15 protein-coding genes are annotated in these 18,781 nt (G+C 62.8%); 10 read left to right on the top strand and 5 right to left on the bottom strand.

The features are described 5' to 3' along the window. Positions 1-34: 34 nt before the first annotated feature. From DQ229_RS04090 to DQ229_RS16735, 3 genes are all read right to left on the bottom strand, one after another. A complete protein-coding gene (locus DQ229_RS04090; RefSeq protein WP_114965005.1) occupies positions 35-1,438 on the bottom strand; it encodes an amidase in 1,404 nt (467 codons plus the stop codon). A gap of 333 nt (positions 1,439-1,771) precedes the next feature. Beyond that, positions 1,772-2,269, bottom strand: coding sequence for a hypothetical protein (locus tag DQ229_RS04085; RefSeq protein ID WP_114965004.1), 498 nt, complete (start codon positions 2,267-2,269; stop codon positions 1,772-1,774). Then, a complete protein-coding gene (locus DQ229_RS16735; RefSeq protein WP_238380954.1) occupies positions 2,269-3,066 on the bottom strand; it encodes a response regulator transcription factor in 798 nt (265 codons plus the stop codon). Before DQ229_RS16735 ends, DQ229_RS04085 begins: the two co-directional genes overlap by 1 nt. Positions 3,067-3,673: 607 nt before the next feature. On the opposite strand from DQ229_RS16735, the gene DQ229_RS04075 reads away from it, so the two are divergent. From DQ229_RS04075 to DQ229_RS04060, 4 genes are all read left to right on the top strand, one after another. Further along, positions 3,674-5,224: a hypothetical protein gene (locus tag DQ229_RS04075; protein ID WP_114965003.1), complete on the top strand. Its 1,551-nt coding sequence runs from the start codon at positions 3,674-3,676 to the stop codon at positions 5,222-5,224. A 97-nt stretch (positions 5,225-5,321) separates the two neighbouring features. Next, positions 5,322-7,373 carry a hypothetical protein gene (locus tag DQ229_RS04070; RefSeq protein ID WP_155326438.1) on the top strand — a complete coding sequence of 684 codons (2,052 nt, stop codon included), beginning with the start codon at positions 5,322-5,324 and terminating at the stop codon, positions 7,371-7,373. A 24-nt stretch (positions 7,374-7,397) separates the two neighbouring features. Beyond that, on the top strand, positions 7,398-9,398 hold the full coding sequence (locus DQ229_RS04065; protein WP_114965001.1) for a type I secretion system permease/ATPase: 2,001 nt from the start codon (positions 7,398-7,400) through the stop codon (positions 9,396-9,398). 1 nt (position 9,399) lies between these two features. Beyond that, a complete protein-coding gene (locus tag DQ229_RS04060; protein ID WP_114965000.1) occupies positions 9,400-10,743 on the top strand; it encodes an HlyD family type I secretion periplasmic adaptor subunit in 1,344 nt (447 codons plus the stop codon). Between the two features lie 192 nt (positions 10,744-10,935). On the opposite strand, the gene DQ229_RS04055 is transcribed toward DQ229_RS04060, so the two are convergent. Beyond that, positions 10,936-11,604, bottom strand: a complete 669-nt coding sequence (locus DQ229_RS04055; RefSeq protein WP_114964999.1) for a GntR family transcriptional regulator — start codon at positions 11,602-11,604, stop codon at positions 10,936-10,938. Positions 11,605-11,792: 188 nt separating this feature from the next. On the opposite strand from DQ229_RS04055, the gene dctP reads away from it, so the two are divergent. The 6 genes from dctP to DQ229_RS04025 all read left to right on the top strand — a co-directional run bounded on the left by dctP (position 11,793) and on the right by DQ229_RS04025 (position 18,550). After that, complete coding sequence (gene dctP / locus DQ229_RS04050) at positions 11,793-12,785, top strand: TRAP transporter substrate-binding protein DctP (protein ID WP_114965025.1); 993 nt, start codon at positions 11,793-11,795, stop codon at positions 12,783-12,785. Positions 12,786-12,863: 78 nt separating this feature from the next. Beyond that, complete coding sequence (locus DQ229_RS04045; RefSeq protein WP_114964998.1) at positions 12,864-13,412, top strand: TRAP transporter small permease subunit; 549 nt, start codon at positions 12,864-12,866, stop codon at positions 13,410-13,412. Then, positions 13,412-14,728, top strand: coding sequence for a TRAP transporter large permease (locus tag DQ229_RS04040; protein ID WP_114964997.1), 1,317 nt, complete (start codon positions 13,412-13,414; stop codon positions 14,726-14,728). Before DQ229_RS04045 ends, DQ229_RS04040 begins: the two co-directional genes overlap by 1 nt. Continuing rightward, entirely contained in the window at positions 14,725-16,008 is a 1,284-nt protein-coding gene (locus DQ229_RS04035) for a malonyl-CoA decarboxylase (RefSeq protein WP_114964996.1), read from the top strand. Before DQ229_RS04040 ends, DQ229_RS04035 begins: the two co-directional genes overlap by 4 nt. Positions 16,009-16,058: 50 nt before the next feature. Further along, positions 16,059-17,573 (top strand): malonate--CoA ligase, encoded by a 1,515-nt coding sequence (locus DQ229_RS04030; protein ID WP_114964995.1) that lies wholly within the window; start codon positions 16,059-16,061, stop codon positions 17,571-17,573. Further along, the gene (locus DQ229_RS04025) at positions 17,570-18,550 is read left to right on the top strand and encodes a quinone oxidoreductase family protein (protein ID WP_114964994.1); all 981 of its coding nucleotides are present in this window, start codon (positions 17,570-17,572) and stop codon (positions 18,548-18,550) included. Before DQ229_RS04030 ends, DQ229_RS04025 begins: the two co-directional genes overlap by 4 nt. A gap of 36 nt (positions 18,551-18,586) precedes the next feature. Here the strand turns inward: DQ229_RS04025 and DQ229_RS04020 are convergent. Continuing rightward, the coding region (locus DQ229_RS04020) for a hypothetical protein (protein ID WP_420796853.1) at positions 18,587-18,781 on the bottom strand (195 nt) is incomplete at its 5' end.

Raw genomic sequence — 18,781 nt, 5'->3', positions numbered from 1 at the left:
CGCGACTTTTCGATGCCGTTTCAGTGCCTTGCGCCTATCCCGCCGCCACGCCGCGCCAGGCGTCAAGCACCGCCTCCACCGCAGCGGCCCGCTGCAATAGGCGCGAATCCGCGCCCCCCGCCATGGCCAGCGTCAAGCCCACCGGCGCCTCGCCGGAGCGGTGCACGGGCACGCTGATCGCGCAACCATCCGCCAGGTTGATTGTAGTGGAATTGCGTAGCACCAGCAGGTTCGTTGCCCCGTAAAGCGCGTCATCCTCTTCCAGCGGCGCCAGCGCCGGCGGCACCATCGAGACCGTGGGAAAGGCCAGAAGATCAAACTCATCCGCCTCCGCCGAGAAGGCATCGATCAGCCGCCGACGCAATGCCATCTGGTCGATATAATCGGCCGCCAGCAACCCGGCGCCCCGCTCGATCCGCCCGACCACGCGCGGGTCATAGGCCGCCCGGTGGCGCTCGATCAATCCGCGATGCCATGCATGTGCCTCGGCCGCAACCGGACCGCCACCGGCCAGAATATCAGGAATGCTCGTGAAGGAGGCCATCGGCGTCTCGACAATCTGCGCACCTGCCTTCGAAAGCGCAGCAAGCACGCCCTCAAAAACCTCTGCAACTGTGGCGTCCATATCGTCCAGAACCATGGCCTGCGGCACCCCGATGCGCAGCCGCAATTGCCCCTCGGGCTCAAGCGCCGGCCGCATCGCGGGAGCCTCGCCACCCGCCATGATGGAGGCCAGCGCGGCGCAACACGCGACCGTGGGCGCCAGTGGCCCCGCACTGTCCAGAGACTGCGAGAGCGGCACGACCCCTTCGCTCGGCAAGCGGCCCACCGTGGGCTTGTAACCGGTGATGCCGCAAAACGCCGCCGGAATCCGGCATGAGCCGCCCGTGTCAGTGCCAAGCGCGGCAAGTGCCATGCCCTCGGCGACCGACACGGCCCCACCTGAGCTGGACCCCCCGGCGATCCGCCCGGTTGCCCTGTCCCAAGGTGAGAGCGGCGTGCCGTGATGCGGATTCAGGCCCAGCCCCGAGAACGCGAATTCGGTCATGTTCGTGCGGCCGATCACGATGAACCCAGCGCGCCGCAAGCGTGCGATGGTGGTCGCGTCGTCCGTCGCCGGCGGTGTATCCGCCAGCACCCTTGACCCGGCGGCCGTCACCTCGCCTGTGATGTCGAAAAGATCCTTTACAGACACCGGCACACCCAGAAACCGCGACGGCACCATACCCTGTGCCCGCATCCGGTCGGCAAGATCGGCCTCGGCGCGCGCAGCGTCTTCGCGCAGTTGCAAAAAGGGATGGCCGGCAGCAGCATTCCCGCTGACGATACGGTCAAGACATTGCTCCACAAGCGCACGAGACGTGGTCCGCCCTTCGGCCAGAGCGCGTGCGGCGTCCTCCAGCGACACCGGTATACCTGCCTCAGTCGTTTGAACCATTTGCGCCAACTCCTCTGCTACGCATTGCCCCTGACCGTCGGGCTTCACCGCGACGGGCGTATCCAAAACCTTGATACGAACTGGAAAGGCTCAAGGCAATTTTGAAATTTCACGCGCGTTTCAGATGTGCCTTTGGGCCGCCCCGAACACAGAGCCAGGATTGCCGGGCAGAGCGCCCGGACGGCGAACTGGCGGTTGAGCTTGCACCGATGCCGTGCGCTCATGCGCGGATCGTGATCGCAGCCCGGGCCGCCGACTAACCGGACTCCGGTCGCGGTTGGATGAAAGTTCAGTGGCAGGTCACCGCCCAAAGGCAAAACTTTGCGGCCCAACTCAGGCCGGATACCCGAAATCTGCGATCAACTGCCAGATCGTCCGGTTAAGATCGCCCAAGCGGGCGATCGCCTTGTCGATTTCCCCGCGCGCCTCGGCGTCAAGCACCTCGGTCTGGCCGATCTTTATCGCGTCGCGCCGATCGGCAATCCGCATCTGGATCGTGCGCGGCGCACCGCCATCGGGATCAAAGGAATATATGCAATGGTTGTAGCGGTTGCGCAGCCCCGAAAGCCCGATCAGCTGGCGCGTCAGCGTCAGCACGCGTGCCTGCTCTATCGGGTCGCGCCCTTCCATCTTGGCCAGCCGTTCGATCAGATCAACCCGCGCCCGGGTGGTGTTGAGCGTCAGGAAGATGATGACCGCAGTCTCCTTGCTGGTGCCCGCCAGCCCGGCGATCAGATGAATCAGCAGGCTCTCGGTGTTCGTCCATGAATAGTTCAGCCGCCCGACCAGAATCATGATTTCGTCGAAATCCGCTGGCGGCAGCGTTTGCATCACTCCGCCTCGCCATGCGGGCGCGAGAAATACCATTGCGCAGCCTGTGTCCGGTTGCTCACGCCGATCTTGCCGATCAGATTGTGCAGATGCAGCTTGACCGTGTGTTCGGACAGTCCAAGATTGTGGGCGATCATCTTGTTGCGCATTCCCTTCGCGACCATTCTCAGCACTTCGCTTTCGCGCCTGGTCAGGGCTCTGTTGCCAGCTGACACCTTGTGGTCAGGCGGTGCTGGCCCCGTCTCTGGGTCCAGCAGCTTTCCCGGCACGACAAAGTCGCCCGACAGGATCAGCCGAAACATCAGCGTCCAAAGGCCGACCGACAGGTTCATGGGCAGCAGGCCGATCCCGGTCAACTCAGGGCGTTCGCGACGCAGCGCCAGCAGACGGCGGGCGAGGTTGTCACTTCGGTAGGCGAGGATCCACCGAGCGCCAACGTACTCGCCGGGATTGAAGTCCGGATTGGCAAGGACTTCGTCAGCCACAGTGTCATCGAAAAATATGCAGCACTGCTTGCCCTTTGACCGGTCCAATCCGTCCCGGTTGTCGACCCTGACGACACTAGCTCTGGATTCGGATTCCGCGATGCGAAGAACCCAGTTTGAAAATGCGATCGGGCCGCCCCAGAATATGATCGATCCCTGACCTTCGCACTGCGGCGGCTGCCTTGAATCTTCGCCCTGTTTGGAACTGATATCCCCCACCATCCAAGCACCCCAAATTTTTTTGGCTTCCAACACTACAAAAATTCGCAAGGTGTAATCCTCGAATGCACCCCCCATCCGAAAGATGTTCATTCAAACGTGGAGAATAGCACAAATTATGTTCTGCGGTAACTAGCCAAACGATTAAGTAGACGGGCTACATATCGGCTGAAATGTGATGACACGCATCAATCCAGCCTGTAACACATTGTTTTTATTTATTATTTTTAAGGCAACCTGAGGGCGATCTGGACGCCACCACAATCCCGCAAAAAGTGTTCTGCGTGCTGGCTACATCCACCGACTAGTCCATATTGATTGATTCTGTCCGCCTGACAGCGGCTGAGAACCAACTTTTTCGAAACTTTTCATTCCGGATCAATCAGCTGAAGGCGCGAAAAAGATTATGGTCTTTTGTCTAGCTTACAGCGCACCCCCCTGTGATGCGAGCATGTTCAGGTTGCAGTATTTGCAGCGACTTCTGAACCGTCAACCTGAGGCCGCCGGAACAGAACCACCTGGTGGGCAATCCGGCGCCGGAATTGGAAAGGGGGGATGCCGAAAGACTGCAGGATCGTGCCGTCTGAAGGCTCATCAATGGGCCGGTCGGGCGGTAAAACAATCAACCTTACAGACGCAAACGGTATGTTGCCTTTGAAATGACTGGCAATCCCCGCTGCGTCGCAGCAGGAGATGCAAGATGTCTAAACGTCATGGTTCAAACCAGAACACCAACAACAACTATGTCTTCGACGATGTGAAGATCAAGAATCTCGATGCCGAGTTCAACACCGACATCGAGATCAAAAATGCCGAAATCGATGTTGACGCTCAGCAGCAGCAACAAAAGCAGAGCGTCAGCAACGAACAGGGCCAGGGCCAGGATCAGGGCCAAGGTCAGGACCAGGGCCAAGGCCAGCACCAAGGCCAAGGCCAGGATCAGGACCAGTCGATCAAGCACTCTGGTAACAGCAGCAACGAGATCAACATCGACTTCGGCGAGGGGGAATGGATCCCCCGTGATGACGACTTCATCGATATCGACATTTCAAAAGGCGGGTCGATGGGCGACGTCGTGGCTTCGAACGGCAACATGAAATACGATCCCGGCGACGATGTGAAGCTCGATAACGTCACCTTCGGCGACGGCAACAGCACTGCCTTTGCGCTGTCGCAGTCGAACTACCTGAGCGACGATGACAAGCTGATCAACCCGGTCGTTCAGAACAACGACAAGTTCATCCAGAAGGGTGATGCTAACGGTGGTTTCGCCAAGTCCGGCGATGGCATCAACGCAGGCTCCGACGGCGGCAACGGCGGTGGCAGTGCCTCGGCCGATGGCGGCGACGGTGACGGCGGAAAGGCAACCGGCGGACTGGCCATGGGTGGCAAGGCTTTCGGTGGCGATGGTGGCAATGGTGATGCCGAGTCTGACGACGGCGGCGATGCCTCGGCCAACAGCACCGGCTTTGGGCTTGGACTTGGCGCTGCCAAGGCCAAAAGTGAAGCCGACGGCGGCAACGGCGGTGATGCCGATGCTGAATCCGAAGCCGAAGTCGAGCTCGACTCCGACCATGATGTCGAAAGCGAAGGCGGTTCGGGCGGCGATGCCCATGCCCATGCCAATGCCGGAGGCGGAAGTGGCGGAAAAGACTCTGGCGGTAAGCACGACAAGGGTAAGGGCAAGTCCGACAAGTCCGACAAGTCCGACCAGTCGGGCGACGCCGATGCTGATGCCGATGGCGGGGATGGCGGGCTGTCCTCCATCTTCTCGAAGTCGGAACTTGACGGCTCGGCAGATTCCATGGCCCAGGCGATTGCGGGCTATGGTGGCGGTGCCGGCTCGTCCGCGGATGCCGACAACACGTCCGTGGGCACCGGCCAGTCTACCGCAAATGGCGGCACCGGTGGCGCCAGCGTAGCTCATGCTGTCGGCGGTGACGGCGGCATGGCCTGGGGCGGTGGTGCCGGTGTTGGTGATGCTGTCGGTGGCGCCGGTGTCGGCGGTGCGGGCGGAACGGCCAGCACGGGCGATGGCGGCAACGGCGGCAACCTGGGTCACTGGGGCTCCGGCAACGGCGAGAGCGGTCATGTGACGGGCGAATCCTTCGCCTCGGCCGCAGCGCAGGTCACCACTTCGGCGTTCAACATGAACGTCGTCATGGGCGCCAACGTGCTGGGCAACTCGGTCGACATGACCGTGGTTGGCGGCTCGCTTACCTCGTCCTTTGTCGGGCACGACGACGCCTGAGACATGGTAGGTTCCGGGGCCGGTTGACCGGCCCCGGGATGCGGGCGGCATCGCGAAAGCGGAGGCCGCCCGTTCCTTCTGACCAATGGAACAGACCATGCCCCTGGACCGCATAAGCGAAGAGATTGCCCATTTCATCGGCCTCCTTCATCTTGAGGTCGAGGGGCACAGGCTAAGGCTCGAATATGACGCCTTCGCGCATGAGCGCGAAGATACCGCACTCGACCCCGGCGAGGTGCCGGACCTTGCCATCACCATTCCCGGTTTCGAAAAAGGGTTCAACCCGGGGGTGGTCTACCTGCCCCCGCCGCCAGCGGCGCCGCCGGCATATCTTCTTGCGCCGGAAGGCCTGTCTGCCTCGATCACGCTACGCCCCGTTCAACCGCCGCGCCCGCCCGAGCCCGACCAGGACATTCCCTGGCAGATGACAGGCTGGCAGTTCAGCTGGCTGCCATTCGTGCCGTTGCCGAACTCGATCCTCGTCTCGATCCGCCAGACCTCGGAGCTATGGGACAACGACCTGCTGCTGGTCACCGGTGAGACCGTATTCATAGACCCCGAGGTGCTGACCGCCGACTTTCTTCGGCTGATTGAGGTGGCGCGCAGCCATAGCGTGCTGGGCCACGCGGGCACCGAGATCGAGGCCGTGCCGCAGACCGAGGCCGCCTTGGCGCTTGCCTCGCGCATCGCCGCCTTCACGCCGCAAGATGGCGATGCAGATGTGCAGCTCTTGCTGCGCGGCGAGGCGGCGCAGGGCACGCATCTCAACGGTGAAGAGTGGTTCTTTGCAACGGAAGAGATCGACGCGCCGGACGATGAAGACACCACTGCAGAGTTCCTGAGCCTGCCGGATTTCATCGACCTGCTGCCCGCGCATCTTGCCGAAAAGCACGCCGCGCGCGACGGCGAGGATGAAGAGGATGAGTGGGATGCGTTCTTAATCCCTCCGGACGGCACCATAACCGCCCGCGATACCAGGTTCGATGTTGACCCCGGCCACAAGGTGGTGACCGGCGCCAATCTCTCGGTCAACGAGACCATGATCATGCAAGCCTGGGTCGACGCGCCAGTGATCGCGGTGGCGGGTGATGCGATCCGGCTGGACGTTGTCAGCCAGGTCAACGTGATGGTGGGGGCGACGGCCCCCTTCGGGGGCGCCGCCGCGCTACCCTCGCAGCTGCTCAACGCCGTGTCGATCGAGTTCGAAAGCGCCTTCGGTCCTGACGGGCCACCGCCGCTCGAGCATCCCGGCATGTTCCCCGAGGACTGGACCGTGGTCAGGGTCTCCGGCGACCTGATCTCGGTCAATTGGGTCAAGCAGTATGTCTTTGCCACCGATTTCGACCGCGCCGAGATCACGATCACGGCTGCCGCAACCTATATCGGCACCGGGGAAAACGTCATCGTCAACGATGTCCGCCTTGCAGAACTGGGGTTCCACTACGACCTGATCCTCGTTGGCGGCAGCTTCATCACGCTCAACGTCATCGATCAGATCAACGTGCTTGTGGATATCGACCAGGTTCTCGGCGCGCCAGGAAGCCTGGCAATTCACCACGCCGGGGACAACCTGCAATACAACCTCGCCGAGCTGAAACAGACCGGCACGGACGAGATGACCGAACTGCAGGACAACTTCCGCACCGCACTCGACGACATGGCCGAGGGCGCGAACACCATATCGCACGATGTCGCAAAAGATGCCCGCTTCGAGGGCAAGTCGGACCTCAAGGTTCTGTATATCGAGGGCGACCTGATAAAAGCGAACATCATCGAGCAGCATAATTTTCTGGGCGATTCCGACCAGATCCAGCTAATGCTCGACGATTTCCTGGCCGGGGGTGCGCCGGTGGAATTGGTCAGCGGCTCCAATGCCCAGCTGAATGCGGCGCGGATCCATGACATTGGCCTCGACTCCGAGGTCATGGTGGGGGGCGAGGCCTATAGCGACGCGCTGATCTACCAGGCCCAGCTCATGGATCCCGACGCGCCGCCATCCGGCGTCGGACTTGTCCCGCTCGCCAATGAGGCAGTCGCGTTTCTGGCCGACGACATGCTGAGCCCCACCCCCGAGACAGAGCACGGTGCGCCGCCGATGGCCACCGACCACCCCGCCAGCAGCGACCTGCTTCACGCCATCATCACTTAACAAGCAAGACCCAGGAGAGGTGCAATGAGGGATGACGTCGATCCACCGGTGCTGAAGCTTAAGTCCGAGCATCGGGTGGATCCCGATCAGCCCGGTGCACCGCCCAAGCCGAAAGCGGACATGCGCGAGCGCAGCGAGGGGACCCCGATGGGCGCCACTGTCGAGGTGCGCACCGGAGAGCCGATCCCCCGGCGCCCGAAGCAGCCGCCATCGGGCGATGGGGGCGGCGGACGCGGGCCCGGCTTTCACAAGCGAGTCGGACCCGAGGATTTCAATGCCAACCTTCAGGAGGGGCGCAAGGCTGTCTGGAGCAACATGAGCTTCGTGCTGGTGCTGACCTGCGTCACCAACCTGCTGATTCTCGCAATCCCCATCTACCTGTTCCAGATATCGGACCGCGTGCTGACCAGTCGATCGACAGATACGCTGATCATGTTGACCATCGTCATCGGCGGCGCGGTCGTGCTTTATGCGGTCTTCGACGCGATCCGCCGTTTCATCCTGATGCGCACCGCGGTCGAGGTGGCGGCACAGCTCGGCGCGCCAGTGCTCAGCGCGGCCGCCGCTGCCTCGCTGCACGGAACCGGTCGCGAATACCAGACACTGGGCGACCTGCAGCAGGTGCGCTCCTTCCTGGTGTCCGGCACGTTGCTGTCGATCCTGGACGTGCCCTTTGCGCCGCTTTTCGCCCTCGTGATCTATTTCATTCACCCGCATCTCGGAATGATCGTGGTCCTTACCGCGCTGGTGCTTCTTCTGATCGGCATGATCAACCAGAAGCTCACCGAACGCCCCTTTGCCGAGGCGAACTTTGCCCAGTCAAAGGCGAACCAGCACCTCGACTCGATGTCACGCAACAGCCAGATCATCAACGCGCTGGCGATGATCCCCGAGGCGGTCTCGATGTGGGGGCGCGATACCGCCGCATCGTTGATCGCACAGGTGAAGGCGCAAGATCGCAACATCGTCAGCGCCTCGATCTCGCGCGGGATTCGCCTGCTGACCCAGGTAGCGATGCTGGGCTGGGGCGCCTATCTGGCAATCGACGGGCAAATCACCGGCGGCATGGTCATCGCGGCCTCGATCATCGCGGGCCGCGCGCTCGCCCCGATCGAGGGCTCGATCGAGGGCTGGAACGCGCTGCTGCTGTCACGCGCGGCCTATGGCCGGATCGCCGGCCTGCTCGGCAATTCGCGCCTGCAGTTCGAACGGCTGCGGCTGCCCAACCCCGAGGGGCGGCTGGACGCGGAGCGGCTGCTGTTTGTGCCCGGCGGCACCAAGCAGGTAGTGCTGAATGGGATCAGCTTCTCGCTCAATCCCGGAGAGACGCTTGCGGTGATCGGCAACTCGGGTGCAGGCAAGACAACGCTTGGCAAGATGTTGGTGGGGTCGATCCTGCCGACATCAGGCAATGTCCGGCTCGATCTGATGGATCTGCGCAACTGGGATCCGCGGCAACTGGGCGAAAACCTTGGCTATCTGCCGCAAGACGTGCAGCTGTTTCCCGGAACGATCAAGGACAACATCGCCCGCATGCGCGCCGATGCGACCGACGAACAGGTCCACCGCGCCGCTGTGCTGGCCGATGTGCACGAGATGATCGCCCAGCTTCCGCAGGGCTACGAGACTGTCGTCTCGGCCGATGGCGCGCCGCTTTCGGGCGGCCAGAAGCAGCGCATCGCGCTTGCCCGCGCCTTCTACGGCCATCCGCGCCTCGTGGTGCTGGACGAGCCGAACTCGAACCTTGACACCGCTGGCGACCGCGCACTGGCCCGCGCCATTGAACATGCGCGCGACAGTCGCATCACAGTCGTCGTGATCACCCAGAAGCCTGCGCTCCTGAGCGTGGTGGACAAGATCATGGTGTTGGCCAACGGGGCGGTGGCGCTGTTTGGCACGCGCGAGCGGGTGCTCGCGCAACTCAACGGCGCGCCACAGACGTCAACGCAGGTGACCGCTACCGACACGGCGCCCCCGCGGCCCGCCGGCGACACGACCGGCAAGGAAGGACAGAAGGATAACTGACATGGAACCAAAAACCTTGCCAGCCCCGACGGCGGCCCAATGGTACCGCGATGTGCCGCGTTCGATCGCGAAGCTGGTGGTGGCCGGAACCCTGCTGCTGGTCGCCAGCCTGGGCGGGTTCTCGATCTGGGCCTTCGGAGCGCCGCTTGCCGCCGCTGTCATCGCGCAGGGCAGTTTTGTCGCCACCGGACAGAACAAGATCGTGCAGCATCTTGAAGGCGGCATCATTAAGGACATCCTGGTCAAGGAAGGCGATCATGTGGTCGAGGGCGACGTTCTGCTGCGGCTGGATGAAACCTCGGCGCGGGCCACCAATCGTGAACTGCTGCTGCGCCGCGCCCGGCTGGAAGTAACCGAGGCGCGCCTGATCGCAGAACACCAGGGGCAGGAAAATCTGGTCTTTCCCGAACATCTTGAGGCGCTGCGCAGCGACCCCGAGGTCGCGGTCATCCTGGATGGCCAGGCTGTCTCGTTCCTGGTGTCCCGGTCGGGTCTTGCCAACGACCTTTCGCTGATCGACCGTAATGTCGACGCACTGGAGTTTCGCAAGACAGGATACGTATCGCAGCGCGAGGCGCTGCGCCAGCAGATCGAGCTGCTGGAGGAGGAACTCGAAGCCAAGGAGACGTTGTTCGAACGCGGCCTGGTGCAGCGCGGCGACCTGCTGGCGTTGCGCCGCGCCATGCTTGAGGGGCAGGGGCAGATCGCCCGCCTCGACGCCGAACTCGGCGAGATCGCCGAGATGCGCGCCCGCGCCCTGACCCAGCGTGACCGTACGCTGGACGAATACAGCCGCAACGCGCTCAGCCAGTTGCAGACGGTCCAGAGCGAGCTTGAAAGCATTCGCGAACAGGCCCGGCGCTCGGAAGGCGTGCTGCACCGCATCGATGTGACCGCGCCGGTTGGCGGCATCATCGTCCGGCTGTATTATCACACGACCGGCGGTGTGATCGAAACCGGCCGCGCCATCGCCGAAATCGTGCCCTCGGATGCGCCGCTCATCATCGAGACGCTGGTCGCGCGCTCCGATATCGACAGCGTGCAGGTCGGCCAGCACGCCGTGGTGCGGCTGACGGCGCTAAACCAGCGCACGACGCCGGTGTTGAACGGGGCCGTCGACTATATTTCGGCCGATGCCGTGGCCGACAGCGCCGAGCGGTCCAACCGGGAGGTCTATGTGGTGCGCATCGCACTCAGACCAGAGGAGCTTGCCCGTGTCAGCGGCTTCGCGCCCACCCCCGGCATGCCGGCAGAGGTGATGGTCCAGACGGCAGAACGCACCTTCGCGCAGTATATCGCAAAGCCGATCGTGGACTCTATGTCGCGCGCGTTCCGCGAGCAATAAAGCGCTGTGGTGTCACCAAGCATCCAGTCGGACCCCTGGCAGCGAAACAAACGCCAAAGCAAACGTTCGGCCCCATGTACAAGGGTCCGGCACCGCAGTCAGCCGTGAACTTGCGCGCGCGGCTTCTGGCCAGACGATAGCTTGCACCGTTCATCTCGAGGATGTTGACGCGGCGGTGCCGCCTCGGCCCGGTCAGGACCCGGCGTGCAGATGCGAGTTCTTGTAACTGGCCATCAGGTCATTGAACTTTCCGCCCTGCACGGCGACATGCGAGCGCAATGCGTCTGCTGCTTCCTGCGCATCGCCGTTTTCAAGGGCGGCAAGAATGGCGCGATGCTCGGCCAGTGACTGCTGCAACCGCCCCCGGACACGCAACTGCAAGCGACGAAAGGGCTTGAGCCGCCGGTGAAGCTTCTTTGCCTGATCGGTCAGAAAGCCGTTGCCGGACGCCTTGTAGAGAAGATGGTGAAAGCGTTCGTTTTCAATGTAATAGAGATCATGGTCATTGTTCGCGACAGCGTCTTCGCAGGCAATGACCGTCTCCAGAAGATCTGCCAGATCCTGCGGGGTCACACGGCGTGCGGCCAACCTGCCGCAGAACGCTTCCAACTCGGCCATGACCTCGAACATCTCGATCATCTCGCTCAGGCTGGGCAGGCGAACAAAGGCCCCGCGATGCGGCACCAGTTCCAGCAATCCGGATGCGGCAAGGTTCTGAAACGCCTCCCGCAACGGGGTGCGCGAACATCCGAAATGCTCTGACAGGGACATTTCATCCAGACGTTCGCCATTCACCAATTCTCCGGTGACGATCATCTGTTCGAGCGCCTCCCGGACGCTATCGGCTCTACGCGACTGCATGGCATTTCGGCTCAAAAAGGATTCCCGGAGAACGATAGAGCGGGATTCTGTATTATGCAACCGCCAGCTTGTATACAATTACCGTTGACTCCGTATTCAGAATGGCTTTCTCTGTGCGCACCGTTGTTGAGGAGCAATGGATCGGCGCAAACGGGAAAAGCCCGGCGCGCACACTCAGGGAGGAAGACATGAGAGTTTTTTCAATGGTTGCCGCCTCGGCGCTGGCAATGTCGGCCACGTTCGGGGCCGTAAGCGCGGAAGCACAACAACTTCGCCTGTCGCATCAGTGGTCCACGGCGGATGTGCGCCATCAGGTCGCGCAGATGATCGCGGATGAACTGGACGAGGCCGATGTCGGGCTGTCGATGCGCATTTTTCCCTCGGCCTCGCTGTTCTCGGCGACCGAGCAGTATCTGCCGCTCAGCCGCGGCCAGCTGGACATGACGGTCTATCCGCTGTCCTACGCCGGTGGTCAGCGGCCCGAATTCAACCTGACGCTCATGCCCGGTCTTGTGCGCAACCACGACCATGGCGCGCGACTGAACAATTCGCCCTTCATGGAAGCGCTCGAAGATCTGATGGCCGAAGATGACGTCATGGTGCTGGTCCATGGCTATCTGGCGGGCGGTTTCGCGTCGAAAGGCGATTGCATCACGCGGCCGGAACACATGGAAGGCCGCACCGTGCGCGCCGCCGGGCGTGCCTTTGAGCAGATGCTGGCGGCTGCCGGCGCGTCGATTGCCTCGATGGCCTCGTCCGAGGTTTATAACGCGATGCAGACCGGCGTTCTGGATGCGGTCAACACGTCGTCGTCGTCCTTCGTGTCGTTCCGGCTGTATGAGCAGGTGGATTGCTACACGCCTGCCGCCGATGTCGCGCTGTGGTTCATGTATCAGCCGCTCCTGATGAACAAGAGCACCTTCGAAGGGCTAAGCGCCGAACAGCAGGAGGTTCTTCTGGCCGCTGCCGAGAAGGCCGAGACCTGGTATCTGGAGCAGGCCAAGCATGATGATGTGCGTTCGGTCGAAGTGTATCGCGATAACGGCATCGAGATCGCTGAAATGACCGAAGAGGATTTCGCCGCCTGGCGCGAGCTGGCGATGGAATCGGCCTATGCCTCGTTTGTCGATCAGGTGCCCAACGGTCAGGAACTGCTTGATCTGGCACTCGCTGTCGAGTGATCGTTCACAGTTCGGGGCGCGGCAGCTGTCGCGCCCCTGTTGGGCTGTTCTCCAATCAGAATTCAGGAGTGGCTTGCCATGGCCTCGACAAGTCCTGACGCCCCGTGGCGTCGTGGCGCCGATGCGCTGATTCGCGGCATTGGCTGGATTTCGACGTTTTGCGGCTGGGCGGCAGCCTCGATGATACTGGCGTCTGTCCTGATTACCTGCCAGATGATTTTCGTCCGGTTCGTGTTGCGCCAGTCCACGGTCTGGCAGACCGAAACCGTCGTCTACCTGATGATCGCTGCGACCATGTTGGGCCTTCCCTATGTGCAGATGATGCGCGGGCATGTGAATGTCGATCTGCTGCCGATATGGTTGCGCCCCTTGCCGCGCAAACTGCTGGCGGTCGTGGTGCTTGTCGCTGGTATCGTGGTGCTGTCCATCATGGGCTATTACGCGTTCGAGCATTGGCACATCACCTTTCAGCGCGGCTGGCGGTCGCCCAGTGTCTGGGGCCCGCAGCTCTGGATCCCCTATCTCGCGCTGCCACTGGGGTTTGCGCTTTTCATCCTGCAACTGCTGGCCGATCTTCTGGCCTTGCTTTCAGGTCGTGACAAACCCTTCGGGCTGGAGGCTGACTGATGGATCCGCTTGTTCTGGGCGGCCTCGTCGCCGTCATCACGATCGCCGTGCTGTTTTCGGGCGTTTCCGTTGCCACCGGCCTGTTGATCGTCTCGGCCCTGTTCCTGGCAGTCTTTGACGGACTCTGGGCGCTGGAGCTGATGCCCGAGAAATTCTTCGGCAAGCTGAATTCCTTTGCGCTGCTGTCCATTCCGATGTTCATCATCATGGGCGCGGCGATTTCATCGACCCGTGCCGGCGCGGACCTTTACGAGGCGCTGGAACGCTGGCTGACGCGTGTGCCAGGTGGGCTTGTGATGTCCAACCTGGGGGCCTGTGCGCTGTTTTCGGCGATGTCCGGCTCCAGCCCCGCCACCTGCGCGGCCATTGGCAAGATGGGCATCCCCGAGATGCGCAAGCGCGGCTACCCCGAGACGGTGGCCTCGGGCTCGATCGCGGCGGGCGGCACATTGGGCATCCTGATCCCGCCTTCGGTCACGATGATCGTCTATGGCATCGCTACCGAGACGTCCATCGGGCGGCTGTTTCTGGCGGGGGTTCTGCCCGGGTTGATGCTGGTGTCGCTGTTCATGGCCTGGTCGGTGTGGTCCACATGGCGCAACACAGGCCTGTCGGTCATGTCGGGCAGGCGCTATTCGCTGCGCGAAAAGCTGGAAATCCTGCCGCGTGTCCTGCCCTTCCTGCTGGTGATCCTGGGGGTGCTGTATGCCATGTATGGCGGGCTGGCCACGCCGTCGGAAACCGCCGCGGTCGGCGCGCTGATGTGCCTGCTGATGGCCGTGATCATCTATCGCATGTGGTCGCCGAAATCCCTTTGGCTGGTGCTGCGCGATTCCACGCGTGAAAGCGTCATGATCCTGTTCATCATCGGCGCGGCGGGCGTGTTTTCCTACATGCTCTCCTCGCTGTTCATCACCCAGTCCATTGCCCTCTGGATCTCGGATCTGGACGTGAACCGCTGGGTTCTGATGGGCGCGATCAATGTGTTCTTGCTGATTGCCGGGTTCTTCCTGCCGCCGGTGGCGGTGATCCTGATGGCCGCGCCGATCCTGCTGCCCATCATCCTTGCGGCGGATTTCGACCCCTACTGGTTCGCCGTTATCCTGACCATCAACATGGAGATCGGGCTGATCTCTCCGCCCGTAGGGCTGAACCTCTATGTGATCAATTCGATCGCGCCGGATATCAAGCTCAAGACCATTCTGAAAGGCTCGTTGCCCTATGTCGCCTGCATGGTCCTCGCCATCCTGATCCTGTGCATCTTTCCCGGCATCGCAACCTGGTTGCCGGACATGGTCATGGGGCCCGTTCGATGACGCGGACGGGGTATCTGGGTGATCTGCTCAGCCAGCTTGTGGAGCGGCGCTTCGTTCCCTTTCCCGGCGGGTCCGACAAACCGATGCGCGAGATGTGCGCGGCCCTTCTGGCGGGTGAGGGCGAGGTCTCGACCATGCGGCTCGCGCGCGAGATCCTGGCCTCGTATGCGCGGCTTGACGAGGGCGGGAAGCGCGAGTTCTTCGCGCTTCTGGCCGAAGAATACGATACCTCGCCCGACGCCGTGACCGAAGCCGCCCGGCGCGATGGCGAGGCGCGCGACGCCCACACGCTGCGCCAGCTGCTGCAAGTCGCGGAACCCAGGCGGCAGGAGTTGTTGCGCCGCCTGAACCACGCCCCCGGGGCCACGGCGGAACTGGTGCGTATGCGCTGCGATCTGCTGAAGCTGTTGCCCCAAATGCCCGAGCTGGCGCGGGTCGATCTGGATTTCGGGCATCTGTTCCAGTCCTGGTTCAACCGGGGCTTTCTGGTGCTGCGCCAGGTGACCTGGGAAAGCCCCGCGCGGCTGCTGGAGAAGATCATCGAATACGAGGCCGTCCATGCCATCGGCGATTGGGAAGCCCTGCGCGCCCGTGTCGACCCCAGGGACCGGCGCTGTTTCGCTTTCTTTCACCCGGCCATGCCCGATGAGCCGCTGATCTTCGTCGAGGTGGCGCTGGTCAAGGGTGTGCCAGGCTCGGTGCAGGCCCTTCTTGCCCCCGATCGCAGCCCGCTGGACCCGGCACAGGCCGATACCGCGACCTTCTATTCCATCTCGAACTGTCAGGCCGGGCTGAAAGGCATCAGCTTCGGCAACTCGCTGATCAAGAAGGTGGTCGAGCTGTTGAAGCAGGAACTGCCGCATCTGCGTAAATTCGTCACCCTTTCGCCGATTCCCGGCCTGACGGCATGGCTGAACGAGCAGGCCGAGGCAGGCGACAATGCGGCGCGCGCGCTTCTGGCAGTGACCGGCCCGATGGAGGAGCAGGCCGCTGTCAGCCTGCGCCGGGTGGCCGCGCGCTATCTTCTGGAGGCGAAGGACAGTAAGGGCCGCCCGCGCGACCCGGTGGCGCGTTTTCACCTCAACAACGGGGCCCTGGTGCTAGAAATCCACGCGCAGGCTGATATGTCGGCACGCGGGTTCAGGCAATCTTGCGGTGCAATGGTGAACTATCTTTATGACCTGGGTCAGGTCGAGGCCTATCACGAAAACTATGCCGCCAATGGCAAGGTTGCCGCCACCCGCAGCGTGCGCCAGCTGGCCCGCGCCGCGCAGGAGTGAGCCGAAATGCCCTCCACCACAATAGCAGGCCCGGACAGGAGTTTTGTCAGATGACCAACCCGCTCTTTGACGCTTTGTTTGCCCCCCTTGCCGGACAGGATCGCCCATTACTGATCTTGCCGGATGGCGAGAGCGTGAGTGCAGGCGCCTTTCACGGCATGATCGCAAGCTACGCCCATGCACTAGGCGCAGCAGGTGTCACAGCGGGCAAGCGCGTTGTGGTGCAAGCGGCAAAGAGCCCCCAGATGCTTGCAGTCTATGGCGCGGCTGTTGCGGCGGGGGCGGTGTTCCTGCCGCTGAACACGGCCTATACGGCGGAAGAACTGGAGTATTTCGTGGAGGATTGCGGGGCCACGCTATTGCTGGTGGATCCTGACCGTATCGCGGCCCTTGCCCCGCTTGCGCAAAAGCTGGGCGTGCGGCTGGAGAGCCTGGGCGAGGGCGGCAGCTTCGACGCATCGGCCAAGGACATGCCCGACAGTTTCGAAACCGTTGCCCGCGGTGAGGACGACCTGACCGCACTGCTATACACCTCTGGCACGACAGGCCGCTCGAAGGGCGCGATGCTGACCCAGCGCAACCTGCTTTCCAACGCGCAGGCGCTGGTCGATCTGTGGCGCTTCGGCCCGGATGATGTGCTGCTGCATGCGTTGCCGATATTTCACACGCACGGGCTGTTCGTGGCCAGCAACGTGGTGTTTCTGTCAGGCGCGCGCATGATCTTCCTTCCCAGGTTCGATATCGAGCAGGTCACCGCCTTCCTGCCACAGGCCACCACGATGATGGGTGTGCCCACATTCTACACGCGGCTGCTCGACGACCCGCGGCTCGATCGCGGCCTGGTCGGTCACATGCGGCTGTTCGTATCCGGCTCTGCGCCGCTTCTGTCCGAAACCCATGTGGCCTGGTCCGAGCGCACAGGCCACGCGATCCTTGAACGCTACGGCATGACGGAAACCAACATGCTTACCTCTAACCCTTATGAGGGTGCGCGCCGCCCCGGCACCGTGGGCATGCCGCTGCCCGGCGTCGAGCTGCGCATCGCTGATCCCGAGACGGGTGCAGAATTGCCGCAGGGCGAAACCGGCATGATCGAGGTGCGCGGCCCGAACGTGTTCAAGGGGTATTGGCAGATGCCCGAGAAGACGGCCGCCGAGTTTCGCGCCGACGGGTTCTTCATGACCGGCGATCTGGGGCTGATCGACGATCAGGGCTATGTCAACATCGTGGGGCGCGCCAAGGATCTGATCATCTCGGGCGGCTATAACGTCTACCCCAAGGAGGTCGAGCTGGTGCTGGACGATATGCCCGGCGTGCTGGAAAGTGCCGTGATCGGCCTGCCGCACCCCGATTTCGGCGAAGCCGTGGTCGCGGTGCTGGTGGACAACGGCAAGGGCATTGACCTGGCGCAGATCGAGTCGACCCTGCGTGACCGGCTTGCCCGCTACAAACAGCCCAAGCGCTACATCATCTTGCCTGAATTGCCGCGCAACACCATGGGCAAGGTGCAAAAGGCCGCGCTGCGCCAGCAATATGCCGACCAATTCAAGGAGGAAGTCCAGTGAGTGACGCAAGAACAGTCATCTTCGAACAACCCGGCGGGCCCGAGGTCATGAAGATCGTTCAGCGCCCCGTGGGAGAGCCGGGGCCGGGAGAGGTGCGCATTCGCCACCATGCCTGTGGCCTGAACTATATCGACATCTACCAAAGGTCCGGCGTCTACCCGCTGCCGCTCCCCCATGCGCTGGGCATGGAAGGCGCCGGCGTGGTCGAGGCGGTGGGCGAGGGTGTCACGCATCTGTCAAAGGGCGATCGCGTCGCCTATGCCACGGGCAAGGCAGGGTCGTACTGCGACGCACGGGTCATGCCGGCGGCACAGGTCTGCCCGCTGCCTGACAGTATTGATTTCCGCACCGGCGCGGCGATGATGCTGCAGGGGCTGACCGTCGAATACCTGTTTCACCGCACGGTCCCGCTGAAGGCCGGGGACACGGTGCTGTTTCATGCTGCGGCCGGGGGCGTGGGGCTGATTGCCTGCCAATGGGCGCGTTCGCTGGGCATCCGGCTGATCGGCACCGCCAGCACCGACGAAAAATGTGCGCTGGCGCGCGAACATGGCGCCGCCGAGGTCATCAATTACGAACGCGAGGATTTCGTCGCTCGCGTGCGCGAACTGACCGATGGCCGCGGTGTCGATGTGGTGATGGATTCCATCGGCGCCGCCACGTTCGAGCGCTCGCTCGACTGTCTGCGGCCGGTGGGCATGATGATCAGCTTCGGCAATTCCTCAGGCAAGGTGCCCCCGTTCGATCTTGGCATTCTGGGGGCGAAAGGGTGCCTGCAGCTGACGCGCCCGACGGTCTTCGTGCACATCGCCCAGCAGGAGAAATGCCAGGAAATGGCGGCCCATCTGTTCGAGATGGTGGAAAGCGGCAAGGTCACCATTCGTATCGGCCAGGAGTTCGCGCTTGAAGATGTCGCCGAGGCCCATCGTCAGATGGAAGCGCGGGCCACAACCGGGAGTTCGGTGCTCCTGCCATAGGCGCCGCTAGCCGAGGGCGCACGAACGGCCAGGCCGTCAGGGCGCGCCAGCGCCCTGCCCCGCGCCCTGCGGCAGGCGTTCCAGATAGGCTTCAATGACGATGGCTTCGTCAAAGGCGGCCTCGGCGCGGGCACGGGCCGCCTGCCCCATGGCTGCGCGTGCATCACCCGACAGATCGATGAAACGCGCCATCGCCTCTGCGAGCGCCCGGGCATCGCGCGGCGGGCAGAG

The sequence above is a fragment of the Alkalilacustris brevis genome, from assembly GCF_003350345.1.
GTDB classification, from domain to species: domain Bacteria; phylum Pseudomonadota; class Alphaproteobacteria; order Rhodobacterales; family Rhodobacteraceae; genus Alkalilacustris; species Alkalilacustris brevis.
Note: the sequence above shows the minus strand (reverse complement) of the source record. Positions and strands in the feature narration are given on the sequence as shown.